This window comes from Streptococcus rubneri, assembly GCF_004785935.1.
Lineage (GTDB): Bacteria > Bacillota > Bacilli > Lactobacillales > Streptococcaceae > Streptococcus > Streptococcus rubneri.
In genome coordinates this window covers 80122-105616 of sequence record NZ_SRRP01000001.1, presented here as the reverse complement: position 1 = coordinate 105616, position 25495 = coordinate 80122, and the positions used below count along the sequence as shown (strand labels likewise).

The window sequence follows — 25495 nt, the reverse complement described above, 5'->3', positions numbered from 1 at the left end:
GTCTTCAGAGTATTTTTTCTAAATAAACTATATCCTGCTTGCTCAATCTCGATCAAAAATGACCTTGACTCTGGCTCTACCCGAAGCGTCTAGATATTGCTCTAGTTTCGTAATAGACTCCTCCGAATCAGATAATTGAACAAGCAAATCCCCGTTGATAGTCATGACATCCTTTGTCGGTAAAAGCATGAGATTCTCAACGCTTGGATTATTCACTATCATTAAGGAAGGGGAATAAATACAGCTTGTGGAGAGGTCTAGATTGCCAAATCGATCCCTAGCAGAAACAAAAATAGATTCCATCCCACCTTGGGCTTTCATAACAAATTCCCTCTCAAAAAATGCTTCAAAACTGTCGTAGATCTCGATGACATCCATCGTAATCCCATCTAAATAATAAACTTGATGACTTTGAATGTTCCCATCCTTCAATCTATAAGCGAATTGATCTCCAATAGCAGACATACCAAAAAAATAGTAGTCTGATACATAATCTCTCCAGACATCTTTCCATAGCTCATCCGAATTCCAGGAATCTAGCGTAATAGCTTGAGTAGAATCCGTCCCAAACAAGCGATAATAGCCACCATAAAATTCCAAGCCATTGGTTATGGAGAGCAAATCTAGGTGAGCTTGCGGAAACTTTTTAGCTTTGAGTTTTTCTAGTTCAAAAGCTGAGGCCCCATTTTCTTGTATGACCAGATCCTCACAACATTTTAAAAAATTCTTCATTTTCATTTGCTTCTCATCTCTTCATCTTTGGCTTTAGCCAAGCATAAATTCAATAAAGTCTTTTCGATAGGCTTCAGGAAGTTGCTCCTCGATAATAGCCATGATTCCTGTTAAAAAACCTTCTTTATAGTCCGACAGGTCCTCATCAATGTAGATGTCATTCTCAAACTTGGTGATTTCTAGCTTTTTCATCTGACTATAAGTAGACAAGAAAGTAGATAAAGAGGGGCTTAAGCAATAGAGCTTGGAATTCCCAGGAATCTTGCCAAATACAGGACTAAGCTCGCTAGTTAGATCACAAAAAATTGGCTCATCCCCCATCATGTGAGCAAAAACCACATAACTCTCTTTCCAGCTAGTATCCTGCCATCCTTCTGATGCAGCTTCACATAGAGGGAGAGGAATTAGAGCAAGATCATAGGGAGCTCCTCTAAAATAAGCTTCTTCCTCAAAGCTCAAATGTTGGTAGAACTCTTTCAATTGACCAGACAAATCTGGCTTTTCGATATGGAGACAGTCACTAGTAAATACAAGCTCTCCTAAGCCCTTGTTTCTATGATAGACTTCTACGAATTCCTTTAACAAATTGAGCATCATTATTGGACTCCTCTCACATTTTTTGGTTTATATTTGGCTATTTTCAACTGACGATTATGTATCATTCTGACCGCTAGCGACAGCCTGAGCCCATATTCGTTCAAATTCTTCTTGACTAATCTTGATGGAGTCTGATAGATCCAACTCATCTTTTCGACCATCATAGAGTAGAAACCCTACTTCTGGAACGTAATCCTGTAGGCAAGAGGAAGCATAAGAGTTCCCATTCAAAACGTTAATTTGTCGACTTGCACGCTGACCAGTAAACTCTGTATAAATAACTCCTAGGCCTGTCATAAACTCACTATTACCATAATAATAATATTCTTTTTCACACATTAGAATCTTCCTTTACCATTTGTCTCTCCAAGAATGGCATTCTTTCCTTTTTGCCTCTTTCATCGACTAATTCTATATTCATTTTCAATTTATAGAATCTACGGGCTCTTAGATTTATTCTCCAAGACTCTCACTTCTACTTTATCCTCCGCTAAATGGAGATCCAGTACTTTTTCCTGGTCTTGAAAGAAAAGTGTCAGGTCGCTGGTAGAAAATTCAGTAGAATAAGAGGGCAAAAAGTCATCCAAAGACTCCATTTGAAACAAGACGTAAACTGGTGAAAACTCCCAAAAAACTAGGATAAACCGACTGCTATTGCCAACAAGACTTTGAATTGACCTACTTAGATCTTTAGTAGTAAGGTCGATAGAAAACTCATAAAGGCAAGGAATCGGAGAGTCTATAGGATTCAACTCCCCAGCATACCAAGCAATTTCTTTAGGTTTATCGGTCAGAAAATGGACATCCTTTATCCCCTTCAAACTCTTGATTCGTCTTTTCACTTTTAACAAGGATAATTTCTTTTTTAAGTCACTCATTGTTTGTGCTCCATCATTCTGAAACAGAAATTTTGCTCACAACCTCATTCTCTTTATCCAGCAGATACAGGAAGTTACTTTTTGCTTCCAGTTTACCAAGCTTAGCCCCATAATCCATCTCATGAGCAGGGCAGGATTGAATCAACTGACGGATGCTCTTATCCTTTTGCTCTATCTTCCAAAACAAATCCACCTTATCAAGCTGATGCTCCACTTGAATGGAATAGGTTGTGGATTGGATCTTCTTCCTTTTCCACTCCCAGCTATTTTCATAATCGTTTTTCTCTATTTCATTGACTACATCCTCTATCAAGGAGTATGGAATAGAGAGCTCCTGAAACACGCGCTTTACCCCTTTTAGCAAGGCCCCTAAGAGCAGCTTTTTCTGTTCCAATGGACTCGAGCTTTCATAGCTAGAAAAATCAAATAAGACCTGAACAGTATAGACACCAAGTAGGTTCATGATAGCTGGATTGCCAATCGTATCTACACATTCTACGATGATTTTCCAACAATCCTTGGTCACAACTGGTTTAAAGAGGCGTTCTACCATAGAGGTCATACATTTGGATTCATATACGAACGCTCTTCGCAGGTCTTTCCAATTCTGTCGATAGTCCTTAATTCTAGCTTCCTCGTATGTTAACGTAGCTAAGTCCATCAGCTCCTCAATCCTCTGTTGATTTTCCACATAGGGCTTATCTAATTCGAAATACTCTAACTTCATATTCGTGGTCTCGCAGTTTTTTTCTTGTAGAAAGGTTTAGCCTTAGGTCAAGGTATAATGTTTGTGCTCTTCCTTCACTTTTTCCCATAGTCGCGGTGTCCCTCCTAATAATGGAAGATTGTTTGATCATTCTGAATCTCCGCAAGAAATCTTTAAGTATCAATCTTCACAGGAGTAATCTCAGCAATTCTAACTAGGTCAGAAGATCCCGATAACATCACATCATTTTGGTTTTTAAAATTGAATTCAACCTTATTCTCTAAAAAAAGCAGTTCCAGTTGACCATTCACCTTATGAATCCCCTTAGAATAAAAATGGATTTCATCTAAATTAAAAAACTCTAAATTAATTTTTATGGCATTAAATGCACTTTTCTGCCACTTTTCAGGGAAATTAGTTGGTAAATCAAATAAATAAAAGACAAGATCTAATTTGTAATCGTAACATAACACAGTATCAAGAAATACATTATTCAAGTCCAAATCACCATCAAATAAATGAATAATCTTTTCCCTTCCTACTGCTTTTTCAAACCATTTCACAGTATGAACTCCTTTTTAAAAATGAATATAAGTCTTCTTTTTAAGATTCATTGTTTCCCTCTTTAAGGAGATGGTAACTTCTCTCTTTAAGTAGGTCTTAGAATAGCCTAATCCTCCTGCCGTCCTTTCCTTTGGATACATCCTCAATGATTGTATTTATATGTACTTCATTAAATTGACGGGAAAAGTCTACAATTTTCTGGCGATTCTGTTCTGGATATAGATAAGATGCAGCCAAAATGAACATAAACGGAGCGATTGTTCCTCTTATATTTTCCAAATAAACATCCTTGGTGATAAAGTTCATGATTTTCTCAAAATCGTCATCTTTCAGCACAATCTTTCTCAGATAGAGTGCTGCACAAGCACCTGCAGCTTGCAATAAGTTATTCGATTCCAAGGACTCATAAACAAAAGACAAGTTCTCTGTTTCTAAATTTTCTAGATAAGCAATCGCTACTGCTAGAGAGCGATAGGTTACAGGGGTTGGGATGTCTCTCAGCAGTAATGACTTGAGATAGGGGACTTCTTCTGTACAATCCGTTGCGGCCATGGCGTAGAGCAAGTACATTTGTGATTCCCATGATTTAGGCTTTTCCATCTCCCCTTCCAAGGCCTGATGCAAGAATGGTCCATATCCTTTTAGTCTGCCTTTTAAAATTTTTTTCGCTGCCTTTTTTACCAAGGGCGTTCGTCCTGAAGTCAACTCATCTACATAGTCCATCTCAAACTCCTTTATTTCATCTGCTTGCCAGTTCTTCTTCCAATATTCTGTTATAAACTATACTTCCGGCACAGGCTTCCCAGTCCAGCTCCTCAACTTCTTCCCTAGAAAAAATCTTAGGTTCCCGCCTACCATCTAGCCAGACCTTCCCAAAGTGAGGACCATTTGGATCTCCCCATTTAAAGGCTAAATCCTTAAAAGGGCTTGGATCAAAATCCGCTTGGTGACCAATTATCTGCCAAAACCATACTGGACTTCGATCAAACAAGGTGTAGGAGTCTACAATGATGGGCTTACCTATAAATTGAGCACGACTTAGCTCCTCAACTGTTATAGTAGGACTTGCTTGAAAGAAATCGAAAAATTGAATGACATGACCAACATTTACTTTTCCAAGGATTTGACCAAATACAAACATTTCCTCCGAAAATTGATAGCAAAAAATATCACCAATTTTAATAAATCGAAGTTTTGTTCTTGGCTTTTCATTCCACTCACGAATCTTTATCTGGGGCAATTTTTTCTCCATAATTAATTTTATTCTATTCCTACTGCTCTTTATTTAAGATATGAAAGAGATCATCTCTTAGAACAATTCCATCGTCTTCTATCAAATAAGCCATATGCTCCCAAAAGGGCAATTGTTGTTCAAGGTGCTTATCTAGGGCAAGTACTTGACTCTTCAAGTTTGCTGCAATTTCTTCGACTTCATCTTGCTCAATCTCATAAAACTTTGCTTTCAAAAGAAAGATGCTTGATAGAAAGAGCGAATAAGAGGAAATAAAAGCTTGCAAGGAAGAATTGACAAAAACTCTATCTTCTTGAAAAACTTCTCTTCCTTCTCGATTGCAAAGTAAAAAGATTTGCTCCTCTTCTCCAATCACAAAAAATCCTAAAAAACACTGGCCAAAAAGCCTATAACTCTCTTGCTCTTTCCTTAGTTTTACTAGATCAGTAGCTACTTTGACAAAAGAAAATCCCATTTTAGAATAATCCTCTAAATATGCCAAAAGGTTGAAACGGACCTCATCCAGACGAAATGGTTTCTCCTCTGTAGATACCACACAAAAGCCTTGCTCCTTCACGAATTCATCGATAGTAACTGTCATTTTTCTATCCTTTCTTCTGCTAACTAGCTCTGATACTATTCACATAAGAGCTAGTCAAGGACCCAGTCAAGTTCCAAACACTTGGCTACATCCTTAAAGTGTTCGTCCCAGGCCCATTGGTAATCTTTGCGACTCATGAAATAATCCACATACTTTTCATTCATCCAACTCTCTGTATAGATAGAAAGAGCTCGCCTTTTTGTATCATCTTGGATGTTCACTATTTTTTCCTGAGCCTTCTTTGACCGTTCACTCAGGTTTTTTATATAAAGAATATCTGGATCCTCGGGACGAATGGTCTCCGTCAAATCACAAAGCAGGAAATCGACAAAAGTCAGATGAGCCTCTGATAGATCTGCGTGCAACTTTTCTACTTTCTGTGTCTTCGACCCAAAGGTACATTCAGACAGTTTTCCAATAATTTTATTAGATTGAAATTCCGGTAGGGGAAAGAAAATGTCGTGCATCCTACACTTTTTAAAGAGACAAGCACTCATCTCACTGACATTCTCCAAAAAAGGACGCTTCATCTGACAAGAAAGGAAGATAGACGATATAATGTGACTGTCATAAAATAAAGTTCCATTTAAATTGCATCGTCTGAGAGTACAGTTTCGAATAACTGTATGATTTTTAAAGCTGATTTCCCTTAAATCACAGTTTTCAAAAACGACATTCTCAAAGATACAGTTTTCAAATATGACTCGTGAACTCTCTAGTATACTGATGCTTGTATCCTTAAAGTGCTGATTACTAATGAAACGAATCCTACTCGCTTCCTCTATTAGATTTTCAATCGATAGCTTCTCACCACTGTTTAGGATGACCTGGCCATCCTTTATGATAATCCCATCTTTCCCAACCATGTCCTGCTCCATCTTTTAATTGTTCTATTTAATCGACTGTCTCTATTTTAACTCCTAAACTTTGGAGGGGGGGAGGTTAATCCAGCTCCGCTCGACTAAACAAGTCTTTCATAGTGTCGATATCATCACAAAACTCTTTCAATCCAAGAGCAAATCTAGCTAAGGCGTCTACATTGGAAGAATAGGCACAAAACATACTTCCTTCCGGATCAAAGTCGATAGCATCGCTTAATTCAGGCATTTTTTCCTCCAAAAATACCAAAGCCAGAGATGCCCAATCGTAGCCATTCCCTTCGACCCCTTCGTCTTCTCGAGTGTCAAATACTTCCTGTCTGTATTCTCCATCAGGGTAATAAATGAGCGATCCTCGGACCTTTTGAGGATCCTCATCAAAGACTAGCAAGGTAAAAGGGGCAATTCTTTTATTTATGTTTTTATAATCCATCTTTTCTTAACTCCTTTTTATATTTTTTTGTCTATGGAACTGCAATATTCTAGTTTTTGTTACTAGGGTTCAAAGGGCATAAAGCTATCATGCTGATGATAATATTTCAAAGCCTCGACCAAATCTTGGGGACTTGCATCTGGCTTTTCCTCAAGTGCGGCTGCAAGGACATCAATCAACTGCTCTCCATAGTAGATTAGTTGAAGACCTTGCTCCGCTACATCTGTCGGGTAAACATCACGGTCTTCCACGACATCTGGATAATCTGATACCCAATAGAGGCTATTAAGTCTCAGTTCTCCATACTCCTTAGCATAGAGGCAAAAATCATCTGATGATAACTTGTCCACACGCATCTGCTCGATGATCTGCTCTAGTGAAAGTTCTTGGTGTTTCCGCATCTCGTCTCCTTTTTAGTCTCACTCTTCAACAAAGGAATTCAAAAAATCCTCAAAAGATGGCCATTGACCATACAACTCAGCTTTTTCTTCTAAAACATAGAAGTAGACCTTGCCATAATCTTCTGCCCTTAAAGAAAGAGCATAGTTTCCCGATCCAGGATCATAGGCAAAATGGAGAAGGTCTGTAGCCTTAAATCCAGCAGGCACAGCCTCATCGTCAAACCATTTCATAGACTTCCTCATCTCTTCAAGTGAATCAAAGGAATTGAAAGGAAAGAGATGATAATCATCGTGAACACCCCTTACTTGGGGCTGGCCACCGTTGTACTTGAGATAAAAATCCTTCATGGCTTCCGGCAAGTTCTTTCCAAGAAACTCCTCAAATTGTAACAGGTCTTCTCTTGAAACAGCTGGATCTGTATCTGTCAATACGAGCATCTCTTCTCCTTTTTGAGTCTCTCTTTCCATAGTTTGACCTCCATATTACAGGTCCCTTTTAGGCTATCATACCATAAGATTCTCTTTCCATAAAGCTAAAATAGAAAATGAGCCTATCGGTTTTACTAGACTCATTTTATCCTTATTATTTTACTTTGTTATTTTACCTTTTCAACCCATACCGATCGCTCAATCAACCGTCTTAGACAGAAGTCTTGTCCTGGATCTGTGGGAAAGTCACACAAAAGAGACTTCCTTTACCATCTTCGGAAATGATCTTCACCTCTGCTCGATGGAGGTCTGCAATGTCCTTAATAAAGGATAAGCCCAGCCCGATACCACTATTGAGGCCCTTATTCCGGGAATCCTCCACCTGATAGAAGCGGTCCCAAATCTTGCTCAGATGATCTGGCCCAATCCCATCATCCGCCACTTTGAGAATTGCACCACCTTGACTAGCTTCCAATCGGATGGCAACCTTGCTCTTGGTGAATTTCACTGCATTGCTCAATAGATTATCCAGCATCCGGGTAAGCAAGACAGCATTCCCCTGAATCCAAAATGAATGAGTAAAGTTTTTTTAAAAATTTTTTTAAAAAAAGACTGAGTGAATCGACGAGCTCTTTGCAGCTATCTTTCTCAGTCCCCTTTCTATTTCTATCTTACTCCTCCTGCAAGATCTGATTAATAAAGTCTGCAATTGATTCAGCTACCTTTTGCATTTCGAGAGAACCTAGCGCACCTAGATCATTTTCATAAATGCTATCGTCCCCATTCTTTTTGAGGAAATAGGCCAGATCCCCATCTTGACCGATCATAAAGAAATCTGGTTCATCCTCATCAATCTGGTAGGTTTGATTGCGTTCGGTAAGATCTTCTTTAGCATAGAGACAAATACCCGTCTCACCAATGTCATAACCTGGCTGATCCCCTAAGTCATCAAGAAATACCTGATATCCTTTCGGTAAGGAAAAACCAAAATCATATTCGTGCATGCTTTAACCTCCTGCTTTCTCAGTTCTCTACTTCAAACTCCACCCGCCATCAATGGTCAGAATTTGTCCCTGCATGGCAGAGGCCTTCCCACTGGCCAAAAAGAGACTGACTTCTGCCACTTCTTCTGGCTCAATCCAGCGCTTGATGGGCGTCTCACTGGCCACCCAGTCTGCTAGGCCTCCTGGTTCAAAGTCCGCTGCAGTCATGCCTGTTTTGACAGCACCTGGTGAGATACCAAAAACCTGAATCCCAGCTTCTGCATAATCCAGGGCCAGCTGTTTGGTAAAGCCTGCTAGAGCATGCTTGGAGGAAGTATAAGCGTGACCGCCACCTCCTGCTAGGCTAGAAGCAATGGAGCACATATTGATGATGATCCCTTGCTTCTTCTCCAACATTTGAGTCAGATAATGCCGTGTCAGCTCTACCGGAGTCACATAGTTGATCTCAAAGATCTCCTGAATCTCCTGAGCGCTTTGCTCAAGAAGGGGTTTGTAGTCATCCAATACCCCTGCCGTATTGCACAAGACGTCGACCTCAGGACACCAGTCAAAAATCGGCGTCAAATCCAAGGTCAAGTCCCGCTGCAAGAAGTGAAACTCACCTGGCAACTGGGAATCAGCACCCTGGTCTACCCCATAAACCTGGTAGCCCTTTTCTAAAAAGAGACGAGCTTGAGCCAGACCAATCCCGGAGCTAACGCCTGTAATAAGGACACGTTTAGTCATGAACTTCCACCCAGTCTGTCGCTAAGACATCACAAGGAGTTGGACTCCACATGGAAAATCCTTCGCCTTCACCAGATACGTTAATGAGAAAATAAGGCGTCACTTCTAGAGCCACTCCATTTTGCTCGATGGTATCGAAAAGCTGGACATAGTTCTCAGCACCTCCCCAACCCGTACGCACATATTTCTTTTTTGCCTTTAGTCCAGGCAAGATTTCTTCGAATGTCATCATCTTCTCCTTTGATTCATACTCCCTTTCATTATAACAAAAATCAAGTTTACTTGTTGCTTACTATCTGGCATTTCTTCTTCATCTGCTCAAAAGAAAAGCCAGAGTAGTTCTCCGACTTTTCGTTAAGCTTCTTACTTATTTTCTTCAGAATGTTGGTACCCATAGCTGAAATAAAGGACCGTCCCAATCAAGAGAGCAAGGCCAAAGGCAATCCAAGTTCCTAGAGAATACTGGGTCATGAAAGAGACGCAGATGATAATGGATAAAATAGGCAGGAATGGAACCAAAGGAGTCTTGAACTCCCCTTCCTTTGGTAGCCCTCGTTCTTTACGAAGTTTAAGAATAGCTAAGGCCATCATGATCAAATAGGCTAGGGTACAGATATTTAAAAAGGAGGCAATGCTCGCTAATGGGAAAACCCCACCTGCAATCGCTGCAGCAATCCCAGCTAGTATCGTTGCCTTTTTAGGCACCTTGGTCTTAGGATCCAACTCCCGCATCATACTGGGAAGAAGACCATCACGCGCTAAACTATAGATCATTCGAGAAAGAGCAAAGGTCATGGAAATGCAGACGGTGATGAGAGTAAAAATCGCAACGAGAGAAACATAGGTCCCTGCCCAAGAGGCTCCTACCTGACGGAGAGCATAGGCAACCGCATCATCCACATTCAACTGACTAAAAGGTACCATCCCCGTTAGCACCAAGGTTACCAAGATATAGAGCACCGTCGTAATCATCAAACTGAGAACGATCCCCCGAGGAATATTCTTTTGAGGCTCTTGAATTTCATCAACCGCCATGGAAATAGACTCGAATCCTAGGAAAGCGAAAAACATGAGCGAAGCCCCCGCCATAATCCCTGTCTGACCACCGTAGATTTCCCCAAATCCGTAAGGAGCAAAATTTTCCCAGTTGGCAGGATTGAGATGAAACATTCCTACCAGAACAAACAAAGCCAGGGCAGAGAATTTCAAAATTACCAGGATCGAATTAAAGCGCAGGACAAATTTAGCATTGTGGAGAACTAGAGCCGTCACCAGAACCATGACTAAAATGGGTAACAGATCCACATAGTTCCCTGCAGTAGGATTAAAGGTCCCATTTAAAGCAGCTGGGAGATGGATACCTCCATTCGCTAACAAGCCCTTGAAATAGGCTGCCCAACCCGAAGCGACCCCGGATACAGCTGTCATAAATTCCATAACCGTTAGCCAGCCTGCAAGCCAAGCTGGAAACTCACCAAAGATAGCATAGAGGTAACTATAGGCTCCCCCAGTCGCAGGAATACGAGAGGCAAATTCGGCAAAAAAGAGAGCCGAAAGCCCTACGCAAAAAGCTGCAATGACAATGGAAACAATCAAGGCTGGTCCAGCTAAAGTAGCAGCAGCAGTTCCCGTAATGGTGAAAATCCCCGTTCCCACCATAGCACCGATACCTAAAACAATCAAATCCCACATTCGCAAATGGCGGTTCAGACCAGCATGAGATTTGCCAACATCTTTTTTTCGAAATAGATTCATCCCTTTTTCCCCCCTTTTATTGTCATCATTCTATCACACTTAGATTGAAAATGGTAGCCTATCTCTGACAGTAACTTCTCCAACTAATAAAGGAGGGGCACCCCTCCTTAACTGTATTTTAACCTTCTTCAGCCTTCATCTTTCTCAAGGCCCGAATGGTAAACCAATAGTAAATCATCAATCCTATAACAATGATTACCGTAGGTAGGATCATAGTCATGGTAGAATTCTGAATCCCTTGTGCCAAAGTCCAGCGATGCAAGAATCCCACTACTAAGAAGGACAGAATAGGAAAGATGAAGGCACGAGCAAACTCTTCTTTCCACTGCCACAGGATAAGACCTGCAGAAGCCCCTGTCATCAGGAAAGTATCCCATGGATTCGGTACCGTCAACCAGGCAAAAGCTGGCAAGAAACGTACCCCAACTATTTCACTGATAAAATAGATCCCCAGAACGAGAACGACTGCTACGTAGATTGCTTTTTTTGACTTCTCTTCTGCAAAAATGAGGCGACGAAGGAGATAGAATAGTAACCCAACGGCCAAAAGTCCTAAAATACTATCCGTTAGATAGACGAGTGGTTTGAGAACCAGAACTGCTTGCGAAGCAAAATCACTTAAGAGGCGATAAAAAATCACAATTCCTGAAACGATTGCACCATATTTTAGAACAGATCGCGTGGATTCTTTAGGCATGTTCTCTATGATTTGGTCTGCCATTCCCTTAGGATCCTGTCCAAAATAGTCCTTGGCCGTCCATCCATCACCACTTGCTTGCGAAAAATCCAGCGCTAGATTATAGACCTGCTCTCTTAATGCTTTCTCCTCATATAAGAAGCCGGCAAAATTGAAATAATCCCAGAGATCTTGGAAATAAGCTTGGTCCTCCTGGCTAAAAGTTTGAACCAAAGCCTGTGTTTCTTCATAATAAATAGCTGATGTCATATTGCTTTCCCCTTTCTTTGGAGACGAAATACAATGAGGAACAGGACTAGTCCTATAAGAGGGAGTAGCCAGCGTAATACATTAGCAGTTTCTGGATTCACAAAGCGAATCCAACATCCAGTTACTAGGAAAGTAAGCCCCATTACTAGTAGACTCGTCATCAGGCGATCTCTACTTCTATAAGCCATAACCGCAAACCCAAGTAGGACTAGGACAGCAAGAGAAATCGCCCAACCATCTGATAAGAAGAGACTCCAAATGTGACCAAAATAGATCGAAAATAGTCGTACGATGTTCAGAAACACTATCAGGCTAATCACACTTATAAAAATAGCCCAAGGCCACTTCATTTCTCCATAGCTTTGCTTGGACCAAAGCCACATGATGAACTGACTAAATACCAAGAAATTGAGTAGAATGACAACATAGGTTAAGGGTTGTATTTTCAGTGGCATCATCCAGGTAAAATCCATTAAATAACGCATGCCAACTAAGATCACTCCTAGTATGAAGACTAGTCCCACATAAGATCCTAAAGAGCGTTTAGGTAACTCTGAAAGAATTTGATCCACCATTGCCCGAGGATCCTTTCCAAAATAATCCACTGCCCGAATGCCTTCTTTCTCAGCAACTTTTAAGTCGCAAACCATATTGTAGAGTTGTTCACCGAGTGCTTCATCATCATAAAAATAGACCTTTGCCCCAATATAGGCCACCATTTTTTTCACATAGGTTTGATCCTCCTTGTTTAGATGATTCAGTTCATCAGACATTTTTTCTGTATAATCTTCGATCATTCTTCCCCCTCCTTTTTCACGCGTTCTACTTTAATGACCAGATCCTGCCACTGGTTCCAAAATTCCTCTAGTCGCTCTCTTCCTTCTTTGGTTAGAGAGAAATATTTGCGATCAGGTCCATCCGGAGAAGGCCTCATCTCTCCTACTATGACTCCCTGCTTCTCTAGCTTCTGAAGCAAGGGATAAACGGTCCCCGCAACGATCTTGTCGAAGCCGGTTTCCTTGAGACTTTGGATCAACTCATAGCCATAGATATCCTTTTGAGAAATAACCTCTAGGACACAACCTTCTAGGACACCTTTTAACAACTGCGACTCTTTCATCCTTCTCCCCCTTTCCAAATAGGCTTATTTTTAGCTAGTTTGTTTTACATACTAGTATCTCTGTCTATAGTATACACCCATTCCACTAGTTTGTAAAGCATAATAGCGGAAATAATCAATAAAAATTAAAAAAAACGAACAATATGACTAAATATACAATATTTTTATAAAATTAGTTGCTTTTTATCAGAAAAGGTGTATAATGATACAAAATCTTTAATAAAGGAGATCAGTTATGAAAAAATCTAAACTAGCCTTCCTAGCGGGAGTCACGGTTGCTTCAGCCCTCTTTCTCGCTTCATGTGGATCGTCTTCAAAATCTTCACAGACAGAAACATACTCATATGTGTTCAGTACTGATCCAGATTCTTTGAACTACCTCCTTTCAAATCGTTCAACAACTAGTGATATCACTACAAACTTGGTGGATGGACTATTTGAAAACGACCAATACGGTAACTTGGTCCCTGCTCTAGCAGAAGATTGGTCTGTCTCCAAAGATGGATTGACCTATACCTATAAAATCCGTAAAGATGCAAAATGGTATGACTCAGAAGGAAACGAATATGCAGATGTGACTGCTCAAGACTTCGTCACTTCTTTGAAATATGTAGCAGACAACAAGTCAGATGCCCTTTACTTGGTTCAAAACTCAGTAACCGGACTTAATGACTATGTCAATGGGAAAAATACAGACTTTTCTAAAGTGGGTATCAAAGCCGTTGATGACCATACCCTTCAATACACCTTGAACCAACCAGAATCCTTCTGGAATTCAAAATTGACAACCTCTACCATGATGCCTGTCAATGAAAAATTCCTTGAATCTGCTGGAAAAGACTTCGGTAGTGTGAAACCTTCCGGAATCCTCTACAATGGTCCATATTATTTGAAATCTTTCACTTCAAAATCTTTGATGGAATTCACTAAAAATGAAAACTATTATGACAAAGAGAATGTGAAGATTAAAGACATCAAGTTGACCTACTTCGATGGTTCTGACCAAGATTATTTGGCTCGTAACTTCTCAGACGGCAACTTCACAACTGCTCGTCTCTTCCCAACGAGCTCAACCTATAGCACTATTGAAAAGAACTTCAAAAACAACATCGTTTATTCTCCACAGGATGCAACTGTCTACTATGCTTACTTCAACGTGAACCGTCGAAACTACAGCCACACGAATAAGACGACAGATGACCAAAAGAACCAAACGAAAACTGCTCTTCAAAATAAGAACTTCCGTCAAGCCATCAACTTCGCCCTTGATCGTACTTCCCTAAGTGCCCAATCAAATGGGAAAGATGGGGCTAGCAAAACACTTCGTACACTTCTTGTACCTCCAACATTTGTGCAAGTAGACGGCAAAGACTTCGGTACAGTCGTTGAAGAAAAGCTTGCCGCAACAGGAGATGATTGGAAAGGTGTTAGCCTCGCAGACGCTCAAGACAGCATGTTTAACGCTGACAAAGCCAAGGCTCAATTAGCCAAAGCTAAAGAAGCTCTTCAAGCTGAAGGGGTGCAATTCCCAATTCACATCGACTATGTGGTAGACCAATCTGCTGCTACCCTTGTACAGCAGGCAGACTCAATGAAGGACTCCATTGAAAAAACATTAGGAAAAGAAAATGTCATTGTGGACGTTCAAAAATTATCCACTGAAGATGCGGATAACGCGACCTACTTCGCCCAAACACCAGATCAAAAAGACTTTGACTTAGACATCGGTGGATGGGGACCTGACTTCCAAGATCCATCGACTTACTTGGATATCTTCAATCCAACTGATGGTGCATCTTTAGCAGGTTTGGGAATCAATCCAGCAACTGACCAAGCCGTAATTGAAAAACTTGGCTTGAACGAATACAAGACATTGTTGGATGAAGCCAATGCTGAGCAATTGGATACAACTGCTCGTTACGAAAAATATGCTACCGCTCAAGCTTGGTTGACAGACAATGCGATCGCCTTCCCTATCTACTCTAAAGGTGGCGTTCCATCTATCACTAAGGTGAAACCATTCACCAAAGCCTTCTCCTTAATCGGTATCAAAGATGGTTCTAGCTATTACAAGTACATGGAATTACAAAGTGATACTGTCACAACTGCTGACTACGAAAAAGCGTATAAAAATTGGTTGAAAGAAAAAGAAAAATCCAATAAAAAAGCTCAAGAAGAACTTGCAGAACACGTCAAATAATGGTTGACGTCAAAACACCGAGGTTGTACCTCGGTGTTTTTGTTTCTAGCAAAATCTTGTATTTTCCATCTTATTTCTCAAGCCTTAATAATCTCAAACCCTATCGCACGACAATCTTCCGATAACTTCTAGAAGTCAGAAGAAAGACGAGGACATAGGAGATGAAAAAGACAGCGCAGATTGCTAAGGTTGTTTGAAGGACCAAGCCCGCATTGGTCGCTCCTAAGAGAGCAACGATTTTTGCAATCATCTTGTAGGCCACTCCTAGGTAAAGGAAGGAGAAGAATAATGGAAGGAAAAAGACGGTGAGAATCTGTTTGCGAATGGTGGTACCGGTTTGCTTTTGGTCCAATCCGACTTGTTGCAAGATCACAAAATTTTCCCGGTCCTCATAGCCCTCTGAAATCTGTTTGTAGTAAATCACGAGAACCGTAGCCAAGAGAAAGATCACAGATAGGAAAACTCCAATAAAGAGGAGAGTCCCCGCTAATTCACGCCACTCTTTCTCCATGCTGTATCGTTCATAGCCACCAAAGTAAGTCGCACCATATTGACTGATTTTGTCTGTCGAATAAAGCTCTTTAGCCACGCCAGCGATGAAATCTTTGTTCTCCTTATCTTGCGCAGTAATAGAGAATTCCAAATTTTTATCAACTTTTAGTCCCAGTTGGTTCAAGTCTGGAAAAACAAGGTACAAGCCCATTTGGTGTTGAAACAAATCGCCCTGAGGGAGTTTTCCTTGGATAAAATTGGAGTTTAGTTTTTCTTTAATCGTGAAGCTCTTGCCATTGATTTCTAAATGCGAATCTAATCTTCCAGGATACTGATACCCATAGGCTAAGATTTCATTTTCCCCAAGCTCAAGTTTTTGACCCGTCAATTGCTCGTAGGTTGCCTGATCAAAAAAGTAGACGGTTCCTTCTGTCTTCAACTCCTGACCAGTTGATGAAGTGGACTGGTCATACACCTCTAAGCTCCTTCCATCAATCTTTCGAATTTCAGCCGACCAGTATGTTGTCTGTACTACCTGATAATCTGACAGATTTGTCGCATCGGCTGTTTTCTGAATAATAGCTTGAACATCCTCAACAACCGGTTCTGTTTCAGCTTCTGAAGTCATATGCCCCACACTAATACTGTAGTCTGAAGGGTAGACAGTATCTAGATAATTCTGCCCTCCAATAAAGATATTGAGCGACCCGGTTAAGGTGACCAAGACCATGGTGGAAAGAATACTAATGGTCGCAAGACCCGCTGCATTTTTTCTCATCCGAGCGATTAAGTTGGAGACGGATATAAAATTCTCCGGCTTGTAATAGTAGGATTTCCGAGCTTTGAGCATTCTTAAGAAGGTAATGGATCCTGCGTTGAATAAGAGATAGGTCGCTAGAATGACCAAGATGACAGCAATAAAGAATCCTTGAACCGCTGCAACTGGGCGCTCAACGGTTAGCGCCAAATAGAAGGCAATTCCTAAGAGCCCTAGTCCTAAAAGAGTTTGAACCAGCAAGAAGCGTCCCTTCTTCTCTCCTGCCTTTTTCTGTTGCATAAGGTTTAGGGAACTGTAGCGCAAGAGGCGGAAAGAATTCAACAAGAGAATGAAACCAAAAGCTAGTACTAACCCAAGTAAAGTGTTAAGGACAGGTTCTATCTGGAAGGTTGATTGAATGACGACTGGTAACCCCATACATTTTAAGAGGAGGGCAAAAATCAAGCGATCAAACAAGAGCCCCAAGCCTAGACCCGCCCCTACTGTAAGAATAAAGAAGATAAGCAATTCCCATAAGGTCATGACGAGGAGGTGCTTCTTCTCCATCCCCAAAACACTGTATAAGCCCAGTTCTTTGGAACGATTTTTCATGACATAGCCATTGGCATAAGCCACTAAAATGATGACGACCAACTGGACAACAAAACTACCAAAACCAAGAACAGTTCTCGCCGCTCCCCCTCCGTAAGAATCCTCTAAATGAGGGGTTGATGACAAGGCGATAAAACTATAAAGGATCATGGTCGTTAACATGACAGCCAAGGCAAAGGGATAATAGAGCTTGCGATTTTGTTTGAGGTTAGAAAAGGCTAATTTACTCGATAATTTAAACATCGCTATCCTCCTTACCCGCCATGACTGTCAAGGTATCCGAGATTTCTTGGAACATCTGACGCTCTGTTTTTTCCCCGCGGAAGATCTGATTGTAAAGGATCCCGTCCTTGATAAAGAGCACGCGCTTGGCCCGAGCTGCCGCTGCAGTTGAGTGGGTCACCATGAGGATGGTTTGTCCCATTGTATTAATATCTTCAAAGACATCAAGCAACGCAGCCGAAGATTTGGAATCCAGCGCCCCTGTTGGCTCATCAGCAAGGAGGATTTCTGGTGAGGTGATAATGGCCCGTGCTACAGCCACCCGTTGTTTTTGCCCACCAGAGATTTCGTAAGGGTATTTTTCTAAGAGCTGGTGAATGGCCAACTCTCGACTGACGCTATCGACCTTACTCATCATTTCCTTGACCGGTCTGCGTGAGAGGACGAGAGGGAGAAGGATATTGTCCTTGACGGACAAGGTATCCAGCAGATTAAAATCTTGAAAGACAAAGCCAAGTTTTTCCCGACGGAAACTGGACGCATCCTTGTTCTTAATGGTCGAGGTGTCGGTGCCATTGAGGTAGACCCTCCCTTCCGTCGGCTGATCCAGCATGGCTAGGATGTTAAGGAGGGTCGATTTCCCAGATCCTGATTCCCCCATGATGGCGACGTATTCCCCCTTCTCCACGGTGAAGTGGATGTCTTTTAGGGCTTCGACCTGCGTTCCTTGAAAGCGGGTTTTGTAAATTTTTTTCACATGTTGTACATCTAATAAGGCCATTTTCATTCTCCATTTCTATCCGGTTATATGATTGACATCCATAAAACTTTTTTTACACCTCTATTGTAACGATTTGGAGAGAGATCTACAATAAGCTAACCTTTCATTTTGAGCCTGATTTCTTACATTTCTGTAAGGTATAAAAAAACTAGCTTCCTTGCGGGAGCTAGTTCCTTCTTATAAAGCTGTAATGGCTGTGATCAAACCAAAGATGATCCCTGGTGCATTGGCTGCAGCAAGTGGGATATCGCGTTCTTTTTTAAAGAGTCCGTAATAGACCCAAAGGCTACAGTTGATAGCGGCAACTAAAGGTTGAACAAAGTTTCCTTTGTGACCTGAGAGGTTATCCATGATTTGTGGGAAGTAAGACACGTACATCATCACAGACATAAAGGTCGCAACCCAACCAAGAATTTTCATTTGTTTTTCATTCATTTTCAAAATACCTTTCATTTTTTGAGTACGCACTATTCTAACGCTTGCCCTCTTAAAATTCAAGTGCTTTTTTCAAATGTTACTGAACTGTAAAGTGTCACAATCTTGTGATTTTGCAGGAAGATGGATTTCTCTTCGAGAGAGTCTTCTCTCTAGTAATTATTTTAGACACTTTGTCTAATTTTTTTGCAAATATAATCATTTTCATCTTGAATAGCATGCAAATTAATTGCATTATCTTCCTATTTATGCTATTTTGATACACAGAGGTAAAATTTTATGAATAAACAAAAAATCAACCAAATCGTTGGCTCGATCGGTGCCTTTATTGGGATTATCGTTTTCATTGCCTACATCCCACAAATTATTGCTAATTTACAGGGAAACAAGGCCCAACCTTTCCAACCCTTGTCAGCTGCTATTTCTTGCTTGATCTGGGTCATTTATGGTTGGACAAAGGAACCTAAAAAAGACTGGATTTTGATCATTCCGAATTCGGCAGGTGTCATCCTAGGAGGATTGACTTTCCTTACATCACTTTAATAGAAAGCGAACAAAGACTGAACTCGACTGGTTCAGTCTTTTTTATATCCCTTTGAAAAGCAAAAACAATCGCTGTCGATTTTCGCACAAAAGCCCGCCATGAGCGAGCTTAAAAAGTTGACAATTTTTACTTTGAATAACCTAATCTGGACTATTGTGCAAAAATATCCAAATGATTTCTAATTATTATTTAGAGTATATTGAAACTTTCTGCTGTGAGAAAAGTGCCTGAAATAATCATGTTTCAGGCACTCGGAATTATTGAGACCTTAGGCTCAATAATTAGTCATGGAACTTCTTCGAAGTTCGCTGACGTCCGTACTCACCTAAGGAAAGTTTCTAATTTGATTCGAGCTTCTTTTTCTTATATCTGCACAATCTTACGGTAGCTCCGAGAGGTGATCCAAAAGACGATCAGGTAGGTGATGAGAAAGACGGCGCAGACACTGAGGGTCACGACGAGGACTTGGCCACTATTGATGACACCGAGGACTTTAAGAATGAGGCGGATCATATGGTAGGCAAAGGCCAGGTGGATAAAGGCAAAGATGAGAGGGAGGAAGAAGACGGTCCGCACTTGACGGTTGATGGTCCGTTTGACCTCATCTTCATCAAGTCCTACCTGTTGGAGAATGACGAAGCGGTCACGGTCTTCATAGCCTTCTGAAATTTGCTTGTAGTAGATGACGATGACTGTTCCGACCATAAAGATCAATGACAAGAAAATACCGATAAAGAAGATGCCACCAAAGAGGCTATTCATTTCTCTCACATTATATGCTCGATTGCCTCCATATACAAATTGCATATCTGTCAGCCGGCTACTAAAATCATCGATTAGCTTGTCATAGCTGTCAGCTAACTTAAGTTGTTGTTCTTCATCTACATTGACATTGAAACCACCATAGATTTGGGTAACGACAGCAAGGTTCGGAAACTGAGCGACAAAAGCTGAAAGGTCAGGCACAATCAGGTAATTGAAATCCTCTGTCAGCATATTGAAGATGTTTGGGACATGATCGGTGATAAAATCCTTGGTCACTTCTTCCTTGACTTGAAAGTCTTGCCCATTAATAGTAAACTGCTTTTGCCCTTTCAGAGCCTTGTTGTGGGCAAAGAGGATGACCTGGTTGCCGGCCAGATCAACGTGTTCTCCGGTCATTTGCTCATAGCTAACTGCATCAAAGACCAGAAAGACTGTCCGCGGTCTAACATCGCGTTCATCGTCAGGATAGACCGTGAAATCCGTACCCTTTTGTGATTCGACCCCAAAGGTAGCATAAGTCATCAGGTCACGATTCTTGATCTCAAGCTGGTGCTCAGAGGCAAATTCATCAAATTTCTGATTGATTTGCTCCAAATCCACTCCTTTTCCTTGAATGGAAAAATCATGTGGATTCATGATTTTCTTGATCATTTCACCACCAACATAGATGTTGGTCGCAGCAGAGATGGTCACCAATACCATGGTCGAGAGGATAGCAATGGTCGCAAGCCCCACCGCATTTTTCTTCATGCGATAGATGAGGTTAGAGACCGAGATCATGTTGTTGGGTTGGTAATAATAGTTCTTCTTTTTCTTAAGCAGATGCAAGAAGACGGTGATCCCAGCATTAAAGAGTAGGTAGGTCCCGATCATAACTAAGACAACCGCTAGAAAGAAGATCAAAATCGCAGACATGGGGTCTTTGACAGACAAAGCTAGGTAGTAGCCAAAACCGAGAGAGGCTAAGCCCAGGATGGTTTGGGGCCACAAGAAGCGGGCTTTCTTTTCACCACTAGCCTTCTCACGTGTCAGTTGCAGAGCGTTCAATCGAAGAATACGCCAAGCGTTGAGAAAAACCAAGAGGGCAAAGATGAGACCAAAGGTAACAAAGACCAAGATGACAATCCCTGGTTGGAAGGTAGATACCAGCTGGACCTTCATCTTCATGAGTTTCAAGAGAAAGGCAAAGATCAGCTTGTCAAAGAGGGCGCCGATCAAGATACCGCTTGAGATAGTCACAAAACCAAAAATCAAGAGTTCTTTGAAGATCATGCTGATGAGATGCCGTTTTTCAAGGCCTAGCATACTGTAAATTCCCAACTCCTTGGAGCGGTTTTTCATGACAAAGCTATTGGCATAGAGCACGATGATAGCCCCAGCAACATTTACCACGAACAGTCCCAAGCCTAGGGTGAAGAGTATGGGAGATCCCCCTCGAAGCTTAGAAATGTTTGGATTAAAGGTCAAGGAGTCAAAGAGATAGGCGATGGTCACTGCGAGAATGACCGCAATCGCAAAGGGATAATAGAGCCTGCGGTTCTTGATGAGATTAGAGCAAGCTAATTTAGTGGTCAATCGAAACATCTACTCCACCTCACTTGCCATGACCGTCAAGGTATCCGAGATTTCTTGGAACATCTGACGCTCGGTTTTCTCCCCGCGGAAGATTTGATTGTAAAGAATTCCGTCCTTGATAAAGAGCACACGCTTGGCCCGAGATGCTGCTGCGGTTGAGTGGGTCACCATGAGGATGGTCTGGCCCATGCTATTGATATCTTCAAAGACATCTAGCAGCGCAGCCGAAGACTTGGAATCCAACGCCCCTGTTGGCTCATCAGCAAGGAGAATTTCTGGAGAGGTGATAATAGCCCGTGCTACAGCCACCCGTTGTTTTTGCCCACCAGAAATTTCGTAAGGATATTTCTCTAGAAGTTGGTGAATGCCCAACTCCCGACTGACGCTATCGACCTTGCTCATCATTTCCTTGACGGGTCTGCGAGAAAGGACCAAAGGTAAGAGGATATTGTCCTTAACGGACAAGGTATCGAGCAGATTAAAATCTTGAAAGACAAAGCCTAGTTTTTCCCGACGGAAGCTGGACGCATCCTTATTCTTGATAGTTGAAGTATCGGTACCGTTGAGGTAGACCCGCCCTTCCGTCGGCTGGTCCAGCATGGCTAGGATATTGAGAAGGGTCGATTTCCCGGACCCTGATTCCCCCATGATGGCGACGTACTCCCCTTTTTCCACGGTGAAGTGAATATCTTTCAATGCTTCGACCTGCGTCCCTTGAAAGCGGGTTTTGTAGATTTTTTTGATATGTTGAACGTCTAGTAATGACATACTTTTCTCCTTTTACTAGTAGATCAAGAAAAATTCTTGGGTTTGTTGTAGGACTTGGCGACCAAATTCCACCTTTTCCAAATCGGTTTTCTTATTTGGTTTCTTAATCTTTTTGGGTTCTTTCATCCATTTCAAGAGTTTCATTTTCTTGACCTCCTTCATTTGATGAGACTATTGTATAAAAAATAAAAGGTGGTCACCATAACCTAACCTTTCATTTTTAAAATTTAATCTTACATTTTTGTCATTTTTAAATAAAAGAGGACCTTAGGGAGAGAATCATTAGGTACCGACGAATTCCCCTAATCCATGACCAACTTCTTTTCTTCAAAGTGAATGGCAACAGTCGTCCCTTGGCCGACCTGGGACGTCATCTGGAGTTGGTGCCCTAGCTGATCGGCAATCTTTTTAGACAGATAGAGGCCTAGTCCAGAGGATTGCTGGGTCAAATGCCCATTGTAGCCGGAGAATCCCCGCTCAAAGACACGGAGTATATCACTATCCTTAATTCCAATCCCACTATCTTTCATATAAAGGGTCTGGTCTTTGAAATAGATCTCAATCCCGCCAGTGCTGGTATACTTAAGGCTATTAGACAGCAATTGCTCGATGATGACCAAGAGCCACTTGCGATCGGTAATGACGGTGACATCTAAGTCATGCAGATCCACCGTCAAGCCCTTTTGAATAAAGAAAATGGCATACTTTCGCACGACTTCTTTGACCAGCTCTTCGAGTGGAACACGCTTAAGAACCAAATCATCGTGAAAGCTTTCGAGTCTCAGATACTGGAGGACCACATTGGCATAGGAGTCAATCTTAAAGAGCTCCTGCTCCATTTGTTGTCTCAGGTCGCTGTCTTCTATATTTTTAACCAAGAGTTGACTGGCCGCAATGGGCGTCTTAATCTGGTGGACCCAGAGGGTATAGTAATCCATCAGGTCATTGTAGGTCTCTAGACTCACCGTTGTCTGCTCACGTTGGGCTTGCTGACTGGCTGCTAGCTTCTGACTCAAGATCTTTTCTAGAGGGGTCTCAGCTACTCCCTCCCCATAGAGCACTTCCTTCCGATAGGCCTGATACTTAGCCACTGCATCCCAAATGATCAGAAGCAGACTCAAAAAAGCCAAAATTCCTGTCAGGTAAAGGAGAAAATTGCGGTAGCCTTCGAATATATAGGCAAACAAGACCAGAGATGAAAGGAGTAAACCAATCAAATAGAGATAACGACGATGAGAAATCAGATAGTGTTTGACAAATAAGAATCGATTATCCATTGCTCAACCCGTATCCTATCCCTTTTTTCGTTTCGATAAAATGTTCCAGTCCTGCTTCTTCGAGTTTCTTCCGAAGTCTAGCTACATTGACCGAGAGAGTGTTATCATCAATAAAGAAATCACTGTTCCACAATTCCTTCATCAGATCATCCCGAGCCACTACACTTCCAGCCTTTTCAAACAGGATACGAAGAATTTGAAATTCATTCTTGGTCAGATTGACCACTTCTCCCTCGTAGACCAGATCCATGGATTTGAGATTGAGGATGGCACCCCGGTGTTCTAACAAATCTTGATCAGTCCCAAACTCATATGAGCGGCGAAGGAGGCCCTGGATTTTTGCCAGGAGGACATTGGGATCAAAAGGCTTTGTCACATAGTCATCTCCTCCCATATTGATAGCCATGACGATGTCCATGGCTTGATCGCGTGAGGATAAAAACATGATAGGGACTTTAGACACCTTACGAATCTCCTGGCACCAATGGTAGCCATTATAAAGAGGAAGGCCAATATCCATCAGAATCAGATGAGGATTGGTCTGGACGAAGGTCCCCAATACATCCATAAAGTCATCAACTGCAATAACTTCAAAGCCCCACTGCTCCATGATTTTCTTCACTTGTTGGCGAATGGTTTCATCATCTTCGACAAGAAGAATTTTGTGCATGCTCTTTCCTTCTCTTTCTTACTAGAGTATTACCCTTTCATTATATCAAATTATCCAAGGAGCATACATATTTTTCGCCATCTCAACTTAAAGGTAACTCCTTTCGTCAATTTCCTATTTTTACTGAGGGGCTTTTCAGGTATTTTATGCTATACTGAACATACAGATACAAAGGAGAATCTCATGTCCACGATTTTTGATTATCTAGACTATGTCGCCTATGATTCCATCTACGATCGCCCTTTTAAGGAACTCGATGTCCTGGCACTGACAGAGCTGACCTATCTTCCTTTTGATCGGATCGTGCCTCAAGGGGATACGACCAATATTGAAGTCCGCTTATCTGATGCAGTAGAGCTAGTCGATCGAACCACAGATTTCATCGTGACAGACCAACACCTGCAATTAGTCGATGTCCTAGCTACATCCAAACGCTTTAAGAATGTCAAACTTCTTAACTATGTCGACGAATATGACCCCGATGTTCAGAAGCAGTTTGCGGCTATGACCTATCGTCTTACCATGGATGTTTATTTGGTCGTTTTCAGAGGGACGGATGATACCTTGATCGGCTGGAAGGAAGACTTCCACATGACCTATATGGACCATGTCCCATCTCAGAGGCGTGCAGCCAGCTACCTACAACATGTCATGAAGGAATTTCCTAAAGGACGCTTTATGGTAGCCGGCCACTCCAAAGGGGGCAATCTCGCAGCCTACGCCTGCTCTTACCTTCCAGATCATCTGTTTGAACGGGTCGACGCCATCTACTGTTACGACGCTCCTGGCCTCAACAAGGCCATTATCGAAACGGAGGGCTATCAACGAATCGCGCACCTCGTTCACCGCTTTGTCCCGCAAGGGTCCATCGTTGGGATGATGCTGGAAGTTCCTGAGCCTGCTACGATTGTCAAAAGTCGTGCCTTTGGTGGCTTTGCCCAGCATGACACCTTTACTTGGATGGTTGAAAAGGATGGATTTGTGACACTGGATCAAACCAGTCCCGATAGCCAGCAGACCGACGAGACCCTGAAGCAGTGGGTTCGCGAAACATCGGCGGATGAACGCAAGAAGTTCTTTGATACTTTTTTTGGCATTTTTCTGGACGCCGGCATCACTTCGATTAATGATTTGATGAACTTGAAAAATTTCTCCAAGATCAAAGAAATCTTTCAAAATGCTCAGGACCTAGATCCAACAGAAAGAGAAATGCTGGAACGTCTAGCCAAGCAACTCATCGACACCCGTGTCCAAGCTTGGAAAAAATGGCAAACAGTTCCCCGGATCCTGCTTCAAATGGCTGCATTTTTCAAGCGAAAACAAGCAGTCGAGACAACCTCACCACTTCTCCTTGAGTACAAAGAGTAGGACAAAAGGAACAGATTATAACTCCAAG

At 41.7% G+C, this 25495-nt stretch carries 32 protein-coding genes; 3 read left to right on the top strand and 29 right to left on the bottom strand.

Annotated features, from left to right (window positions below; translation table 11 throughout):
- Nucleotides 1-42 precede the first annotated feature (42 nt).
- The 21 genes from E5S68_RS00650 to E5S68_RS00545 form a co-directional block, all read right to left on the bottom strand.
- Entirely contained in the window at nucleotides 43-738 is a 696-nt protein-coding gene (locus E5S68_RS00650; protein WP_135781920.1) for an SMI1/KNR4 family protein, read from the bottom strand.
- Between the two features lie 27 nt (nucleotides 739-765).
- A complete protein-coding gene (locus E5S68_RS00645) occupies nucleotides 766-1329 on the bottom strand; it encodes a hypothetical protein (protein WP_135781919.1) in 564 nt (187 codons plus the stop codon).
- A 54-nt stretch (nucleotides 1330-1383) separates the two neighbouring features.
- Nucleotides 1384-1668, bottom strand: coding sequence for a hypothetical protein (locus tag E5S68_RS00640; RefSeq protein ID WP_045615175.1), 285 nt, complete (start codon nucleotides 1666-1668; stop codon nucleotides 1384-1386).
- 98 nt (nucleotides 1669-1766) lie between these two features.
- Complete coding sequence (locus E5S68_RS00635; protein ID WP_135781918.1) at nucleotides 1767-2207, bottom strand: hypothetical protein; 441 nt, start codon at nucleotides 2205-2207, stop codon at nucleotides 1767-1769.
- A gap of 13 nt (nucleotides 2208-2220) precedes the next feature.
- A complete protein-coding gene (locus E5S68_RS00630) occupies nucleotides 2221-2934 on the bottom strand; it encodes a hypothetical protein (protein WP_135781917.1) in 714 nt (237 codons plus the stop codon).
- 152 nt (nucleotides 2935-3086) lie between these two features.
- A complete protein-coding gene (locus tag E5S68_RS00625) occupies nucleotides 3087-3476 on the bottom strand; it encodes an Imm50 family immunity protein (protein WP_135781916.1) in 390 nt (129 codons plus the stop codon).
- A gap of 97 nt (nucleotides 3477-3573) precedes the next feature.
- A complete protein-coding gene (locus tag E5S68_RS00620; protein WP_135781915.1) occupies nucleotides 3574-4200 on the bottom strand; it encodes a hypothetical protein in 627 nt (208 codons plus the stop codon).
- 16 nt (nucleotides 4201-4216) lie between these two features.
- Nucleotides 4217-4729: an Imm26 family immunity protein gene (locus E5S68_RS00615; protein WP_135781914.1), complete on the bottom strand. Its 513-nt coding sequence runs from the start codon at nucleotides 4727-4729 to the stop codon at nucleotides 4217-4219.
- 19 nt (nucleotides 4730-4748) lie between these two features.
- On the bottom strand, nucleotides 4749-5210 hold the full coding sequence (locus tag E5S68_RS00610; RefSeq protein WP_244297647.1) for an immunity protein: 462 nt from the start codon (nucleotides 5208-5210) through the stop codon (nucleotides 4749-4751).
- A gap of 149 nt (nucleotides 5211-5359) precedes the next feature.
- Complete coding sequence (locus E5S68_RS00605) at nucleotides 5360-6175, bottom strand: pentapeptide repeat-containing protein (RefSeq protein ID WP_167470817.1); 816 nt, start codon at nucleotides 6173-6175, stop codon at nucleotides 5360-5362.
- 76 nt (nucleotides 6176-6251) lie between these two features.
- Nucleotides 6252-6620 (bottom strand): Imm51 family immunity protein, encoded by a 369-nt coding sequence (locus tag E5S68_RS00600; protein WP_135781911.1) that lies wholly within the window; start codon nucleotides 6618-6620, stop codon nucleotides 6252-6254.
- A gap of 62 nt (nucleotides 6621-6682) precedes the next feature.
- Entirely contained in the window at nucleotides 6683-7021 is a 339-nt protein-coding gene (locus E5S68_RS00595) for a DUF7716 domain-containing protein (RefSeq protein ID WP_135781910.1), read from the bottom strand.
- A gap of 18 nt (nucleotides 7022-7039) precedes the next feature.
- Nucleotides 7040-7489, bottom strand: a complete 450-nt coding sequence (locus E5S68_RS00590; RefSeq protein ID WP_135781909.1) for an SMI1/KNR4 family protein — start codon at nucleotides 7487-7489, stop codon at nucleotides 7040-7042.
- A 172-nt stretch (nucleotides 7490-7661) separates the two neighbouring features.
- On the bottom strand, nucleotides 7662-7997 hold the full coding sequence (locus tag E5S68_RS00580; RefSeq protein WP_234697742.1) for a sensor histidine kinase: 336 nt from the start codon (nucleotides 7995-7997) through the stop codon (nucleotides 7662-7664).
- 124 nt (nucleotides 7998-8121) lie between these two features.
- Entirely contained in the window at nucleotides 8122-8454 is a 333-nt protein-coding gene (locus tag E5S68_RS00575) for a hypothetical protein (protein WP_006596736.1), read from the bottom strand.
- Between the two features lie 27 nt (nucleotides 8455-8481).
- Nucleotides 8482-9180 carry a 3-oxoacyl-ACP reductase gene (locus tag E5S68_RS00570; protein ID WP_135781908.1) on the bottom strand — a complete coding sequence of 233 codons (699 nt, stop codon included), beginning with the start codon at nucleotides 9178-9180 and terminating at the stop codon, nucleotides 8482-8484.
- On the bottom strand, nucleotides 9173-9409 hold the full coding sequence (locus E5S68_RS00565) for a DUF2829 domain-containing protein (protein WP_000141913.1): 237 nt from the start codon (nucleotides 9407-9409) through the stop codon (nucleotides 9173-9175). The genes E5S68_RS00570 and E5S68_RS00565 overlap by 8 nt, the downstream gene beginning before the upstream one ends.
- 134 nt (nucleotides 9410-9543) lie before the next feature.
- Complete coding sequence (locus E5S68_RS00560) at nucleotides 9544-10935, bottom strand: APC family permease (protein ID WP_135781907.1); 1392 nt, start codon at nucleotides 10933-10935, stop codon at nucleotides 9544-9546.
- A 118-nt stretch (nucleotides 10936-11053) separates the two neighbouring features.
- Nucleotides 11054-11881, bottom strand: coding sequence for a hypothetical protein (locus tag E5S68_RS00555; RefSeq protein ID WP_135781906.1), 828 nt, complete (start codon nucleotides 11879-11881; stop codon nucleotides 11054-11056).
- On the bottom strand, nucleotides 11878-12678 hold the full coding sequence (locus tag E5S68_RS00550) for a hypothetical protein (RefSeq protein WP_135781905.1): 801 nt from the start codon (nucleotides 12676-12678) through the stop codon (nucleotides 11878-11880). The genes E5S68_RS00555 and E5S68_RS00550 overlap by 4 nt, the downstream gene beginning before the upstream one ends.
- The gene (locus E5S68_RS00545; RefSeq protein WP_135781904.1) at nucleotides 12675-13001 is read right to left on the bottom strand and encodes a PadR family transcriptional regulator; all 327 of its coding nucleotides are present in this window, start codon (nucleotides 12999-13001) and stop codon (nucleotides 12675-12677) included. Before E5S68_RS00545 ends, E5S68_RS00550 begins: the two co-directional genes overlap by 4 nt.
- Nucleotides 13002-13236: 235 nt before the next feature.
- Here E5S68_RS00545 and E5S68_RS00540 point away from each other — a divergent pair, with 235 nt between their 5' ends.
- Nucleotides 13237-15201, top strand: coding sequence for a peptide ABC transporter substrate-binding protein (locus tag E5S68_RS00540; RefSeq protein WP_135781903.1), 1965 nt, complete (start codon nucleotides 13237-13239; stop codon nucleotides 15199-15201).
- A gap of 100 nt (nucleotides 15202-15301) precedes the next feature.
- Here E5S68_RS00540 and E5S68_RS00535 read toward each other — a convergent pair whose 3' ends face one another.
- The 3 genes from E5S68_RS00535 to E5S68_RS00525 form a co-directional block, all read right to left on the bottom strand.
- The gene (locus E5S68_RS00535; RefSeq protein ID WP_135781902.1) at nucleotides 15302-17305 is read right to left on the bottom strand and encodes an FtsX-like permease family protein; all 2004 of its coding nucleotides are present in this window, start codon (nucleotides 17303-17305) and stop codon (nucleotides 15302-15304) included.
- Nucleotides 17298-18065: an ABC transporter ATP-binding protein gene (locus E5S68_RS00530; protein ID WP_135781901.1), complete on the bottom strand. Its 768-nt coding sequence runs from the start codon at nucleotides 18063-18065 to the stop codon at nucleotides 17298-17300. Before E5S68_RS00530 ends, E5S68_RS00535 begins: the two co-directional genes overlap by 8 nt.
- Nucleotides 18066-18242: 177 nt before the next feature.
- A complete protein-coding gene (locus E5S68_RS00525; RefSeq protein ID WP_135781900.1) occupies nucleotides 18243-18500 on the bottom strand; it encodes a SemiSWEET family transporter in 258 nt (85 codons plus the stop codon).
- Nucleotides 18501-18779: 279 nt separating this feature from the next.
- Here E5S68_RS00525 and E5S68_RS00520 point away from each other — a divergent pair, with 279 nt between their 5' ends.
- Complete coding sequence (locus E5S68_RS00520; RefSeq protein WP_003012241.1) at nucleotides 18780-19043, top strand: SemiSWEET family transporter; 264 nt, start codon at nucleotides 18780-18782, stop codon at nucleotides 19041-19043.
- 364 nt (nucleotides 19044-19407) lie between these two features.
- On the opposite strand, the gene E5S68_RS00515 is transcribed toward E5S68_RS00520, so the two are convergent.
- From E5S68_RS00515 to E5S68_RS00500, 5 genes are all read right to left on the bottom strand, one after another.
- A complete protein-coding gene (locus E5S68_RS00515) occupies nucleotides 19408-21393 on the bottom strand; it encodes an FtsX-like permease family protein (RefSeq protein WP_135781899.1) in 1986 nt (661 codons plus the stop codon).
- Complete coding sequence (locus E5S68_RS00510; RefSeq protein WP_135781898.1) at nucleotides 21394-22152, bottom strand: ABC transporter ATP-binding protein; 759 nt, start codon at nucleotides 22150-22152, stop codon at nucleotides 21394-21396.
- A gap of 15 nt (nucleotides 22153-22167) precedes the next feature.
- On the bottom strand, nucleotides 22168-22296 hold the full coding sequence (locus E5S68_RS10770) for a hypothetical protein (protein ID WP_257721762.1): 129 nt from the start codon (nucleotides 22294-22296) through the stop codon (nucleotides 22168-22170).
- 158 nt (nucleotides 22297-22454) lie between these two features.
- Nucleotides 22455-23429 carry a sensor histidine kinase gene (locus tag E5S68_RS00505; RefSeq protein ID WP_135781897.1) on the bottom strand — a complete coding sequence of 325 codons (975 nt, stop codon included), beginning with the start codon at nucleotides 23427-23429 and terminating at the stop codon, nucleotides 22455-22457.
- Nucleotides 23422-24099: a response regulator transcription factor gene (locus E5S68_RS00500; RefSeq protein WP_006596753.1), complete on the bottom strand. Its 678-nt coding sequence runs from the start codon at nucleotides 24097-24099 to the stop codon at nucleotides 23422-23424. Before E5S68_RS00500 ends, E5S68_RS00505 begins: the two co-directional genes overlap by 8 nt.
- Before the next feature lie 183 nt (nucleotides 24100-24282).
- Here E5S68_RS00500 and E5S68_RS00495 point away from each other — a divergent pair, with 183 nt between their 5' ends.
- Nucleotides 24283-25467 carry a DUF2974 domain-containing protein gene (locus E5S68_RS00495; protein ID WP_135781896.1) on the top strand — a complete coding sequence of 395 codons (1185 nt, stop codon included), beginning with the start codon at nucleotides 24283-24285 and terminating at the stop codon, nucleotides 25465-25467.
- Nucleotides 25468-25495 lie beyond the last annotated feature (28 nt).

Excerpts from the sequence above, each read along its gene's own strand:
- E5S68_RS00515 (WP_135781899.1), bottom strand. The coding sequence starts at position 21,393 with ATGTTTCGATTGACCACTAAATTAGCTTGCTCTAATCTCATCAAGAAC.
- E5S68_RS10770 (WP_257721762.1), bottom strand. The coding sequence starts at position 22,296 with ATGAAACTCTTGAAATGGATGAAAGAACCCAAAAAGATTAAGAAACCA.
- E5S68_RS00545 (WP_135781904.1), bottom strand. The coding sequence starts at position 13,001 with ATGAAAGAGTCGCAGTTGTTAAAAGGTGTCCTAGAAGGTTGTGTCCTA.
- E5S68_RS00575 (WP_006596736.1), bottom strand. The coding sequence starts at position 8,454 with ATGCACGAATATGATTTTGGTTTTTCCTTACCGAAAGGATATCAGGTA.
- E5S68_RS00540 (WP_135781903.1), top strand. The coding sequence starts at position 13,237 with ATGAAAAAATCTAAACTAGCCTTCCTAGCGGGAGTCACGGTTGCTTCA.
- E5S68_RS00630 (WP_135781917.1), bottom strand. The coding sequence starts at position 2,934 with ATGAAGTTAGAGTATTTCGAATTAGATAAGCCCTATGTGGAAAATCAA.
- E5S68_RS00525 (WP_135781900.1), bottom strand. The coding sequence starts at position 18,500 with ATGAATGAAAAACAAATGAAAATTCTTGGTTGGGTTGCGACCTTTATG.
- E5S68_RS00645 (WP_135781919.1), bottom strand. The coding sequence starts at position 1,329 with ATGATGCTCAATTTGTTAAAGGAATTCGTAGAAGTCTATCATAGAAAC.
- E5S68_RS00495 (WP_135781896.1), top strand. The coding sequence starts at position 24,283 with ATGTCCACGATTTTTGATTATCTAGACTATGTCGCCTATGATTCCATC.
- E5S68_RS00620 (WP_135781915.1), bottom strand. The coding sequence starts at position 4,200 with ATGGACTATGTAGATGAGTTGACTTCAGGACGAACGCCCTTGGTAAAA.
- E5S68_RS00555 (WP_135781906.1), bottom strand. The coding sequence starts at position 11,881 with ATGACATCAGCTATTTATTATGAAGAAACACAGGCTTTGGTTCAAACT.
- E5S68_RS00560 (WP_135781907.1), bottom strand. The coding sequence starts at position 10,935 with ATGAATCTATTTCGAAAAAAAGATGTTGGCAAATCTCATGCTGGTCTG.
- E5S68_RS00640 (WP_045615175.1), bottom strand. The coding sequence starts at position 1,668 with ATGTGTGAAAAAGAATATTATTATTATGGTAATAGTGAGTTTATGACA.
- E5S68_RS00535 (WP_135781902.1), bottom strand. The coding sequence starts at position 17,305 with ATGTTTAAATTATCGAGTAAATTAGCCTTTTCTAACCTCAAACAAAAT.
- E5S68_RS00530 (WP_135781901.1), bottom strand. The coding sequence starts at position 18,065 with ATGGCCTTATTAGATGTACAACATGTGAAAAAAATTTACAAAACCCGC.
- E5S68_RS00550 (WP_135781905.1), bottom strand. The coding sequence starts at position 12,678 with ATGATCGAAGATTATACAGAAAAAATGTCTGATGAACTGAATCATCTA.
- E5S68_RS00570 (WP_135781908.1), bottom strand. The coding sequence starts at position 9,180 with ATGACTAAACGTGTCCTTATTACAGGCGTTAGCTCCGGGATTGGTCTG.
- E5S68_RS00590 (WP_135781909.1), bottom strand. The coding sequence starts at position 7,489 with ATGGAAAGAGAGACTCAAAAAGGAGAAGAGATGCTCGTATTGACAGAT.
- E5S68_RS00615 (WP_135781914.1), bottom strand. The coding sequence starts at position 4,729 with ATGGAGAAAAAATTGCCCCAGATAAAGATTCGTGAGTGGAATGAAAAG.
- E5S68_RS00500 (WP_006596753.1), bottom strand. The coding sequence starts at position 24,099 with ATGCACAAAATTCTTCTTGTCGAAGATGATGAAACCATTCGCCAACAA.
- E5S68_RS00505 (WP_135781897.1), bottom strand. The coding sequence starts at position 23,429 with ATGGATAATCGATTCTTATTTGTCAAACACTATCTGATTTCTCATCGT.
- E5S68_RS00565 (WP_000141913.1), bottom strand. The coding sequence starts at position 9,409 with ATGACATTCGAAGAAATCTTGCCTGGACTAAAGGCAAAAAAGAAATAT.
- E5S68_RS00520 (WP_003012241.1), top strand. The coding sequence starts at position 18,780 with ATGAATAAACAAAAAATCAACCAAATCGTTGGCTCGATCGGTGCCTTT.
- E5S68_RS00605 (WP_167470817.1), bottom strand. The coding sequence starts at position 6,175 with ATGGTTGGGAAAGATGGGATTATCATAAAGGATGGCCAGGTCATCCTA.
- E5S68_RS00650 (WP_135781920.1), bottom strand. The coding sequence starts at position 738 with ATGAAAATGAAGAATTTTTTAAAATGTTGTGAGGATCTGGTCATACAA.
- E5S68_RS00510 (WP_135781898.1), bottom strand. The coding sequence starts at position 22,152 with ATGTCATTACTAGACGTTCAACATATCAAAAAAATCTACAAAACCCGC.
- E5S68_RS00595 (WP_135781910.1), bottom strand. The coding sequence starts at position 7,021 with ATGCGGAAACACCAAGAACTTTCACTAGAGCAGATCATCGAGCAGATG.
- E5S68_RS00600 (WP_135781911.1), bottom strand. The coding sequence starts at position 6,620 with ATGGATTATAAAAACATAAATAAAAGAATTGCCCCTTTTACCTTGCTA.
- E5S68_RS00635 (WP_135781918.1), bottom strand. The coding sequence starts at position 2,207 with ATGAGTGACTTAAAAAAGAAATTATCCTTGTTAAAAGTGAAAAGACGA.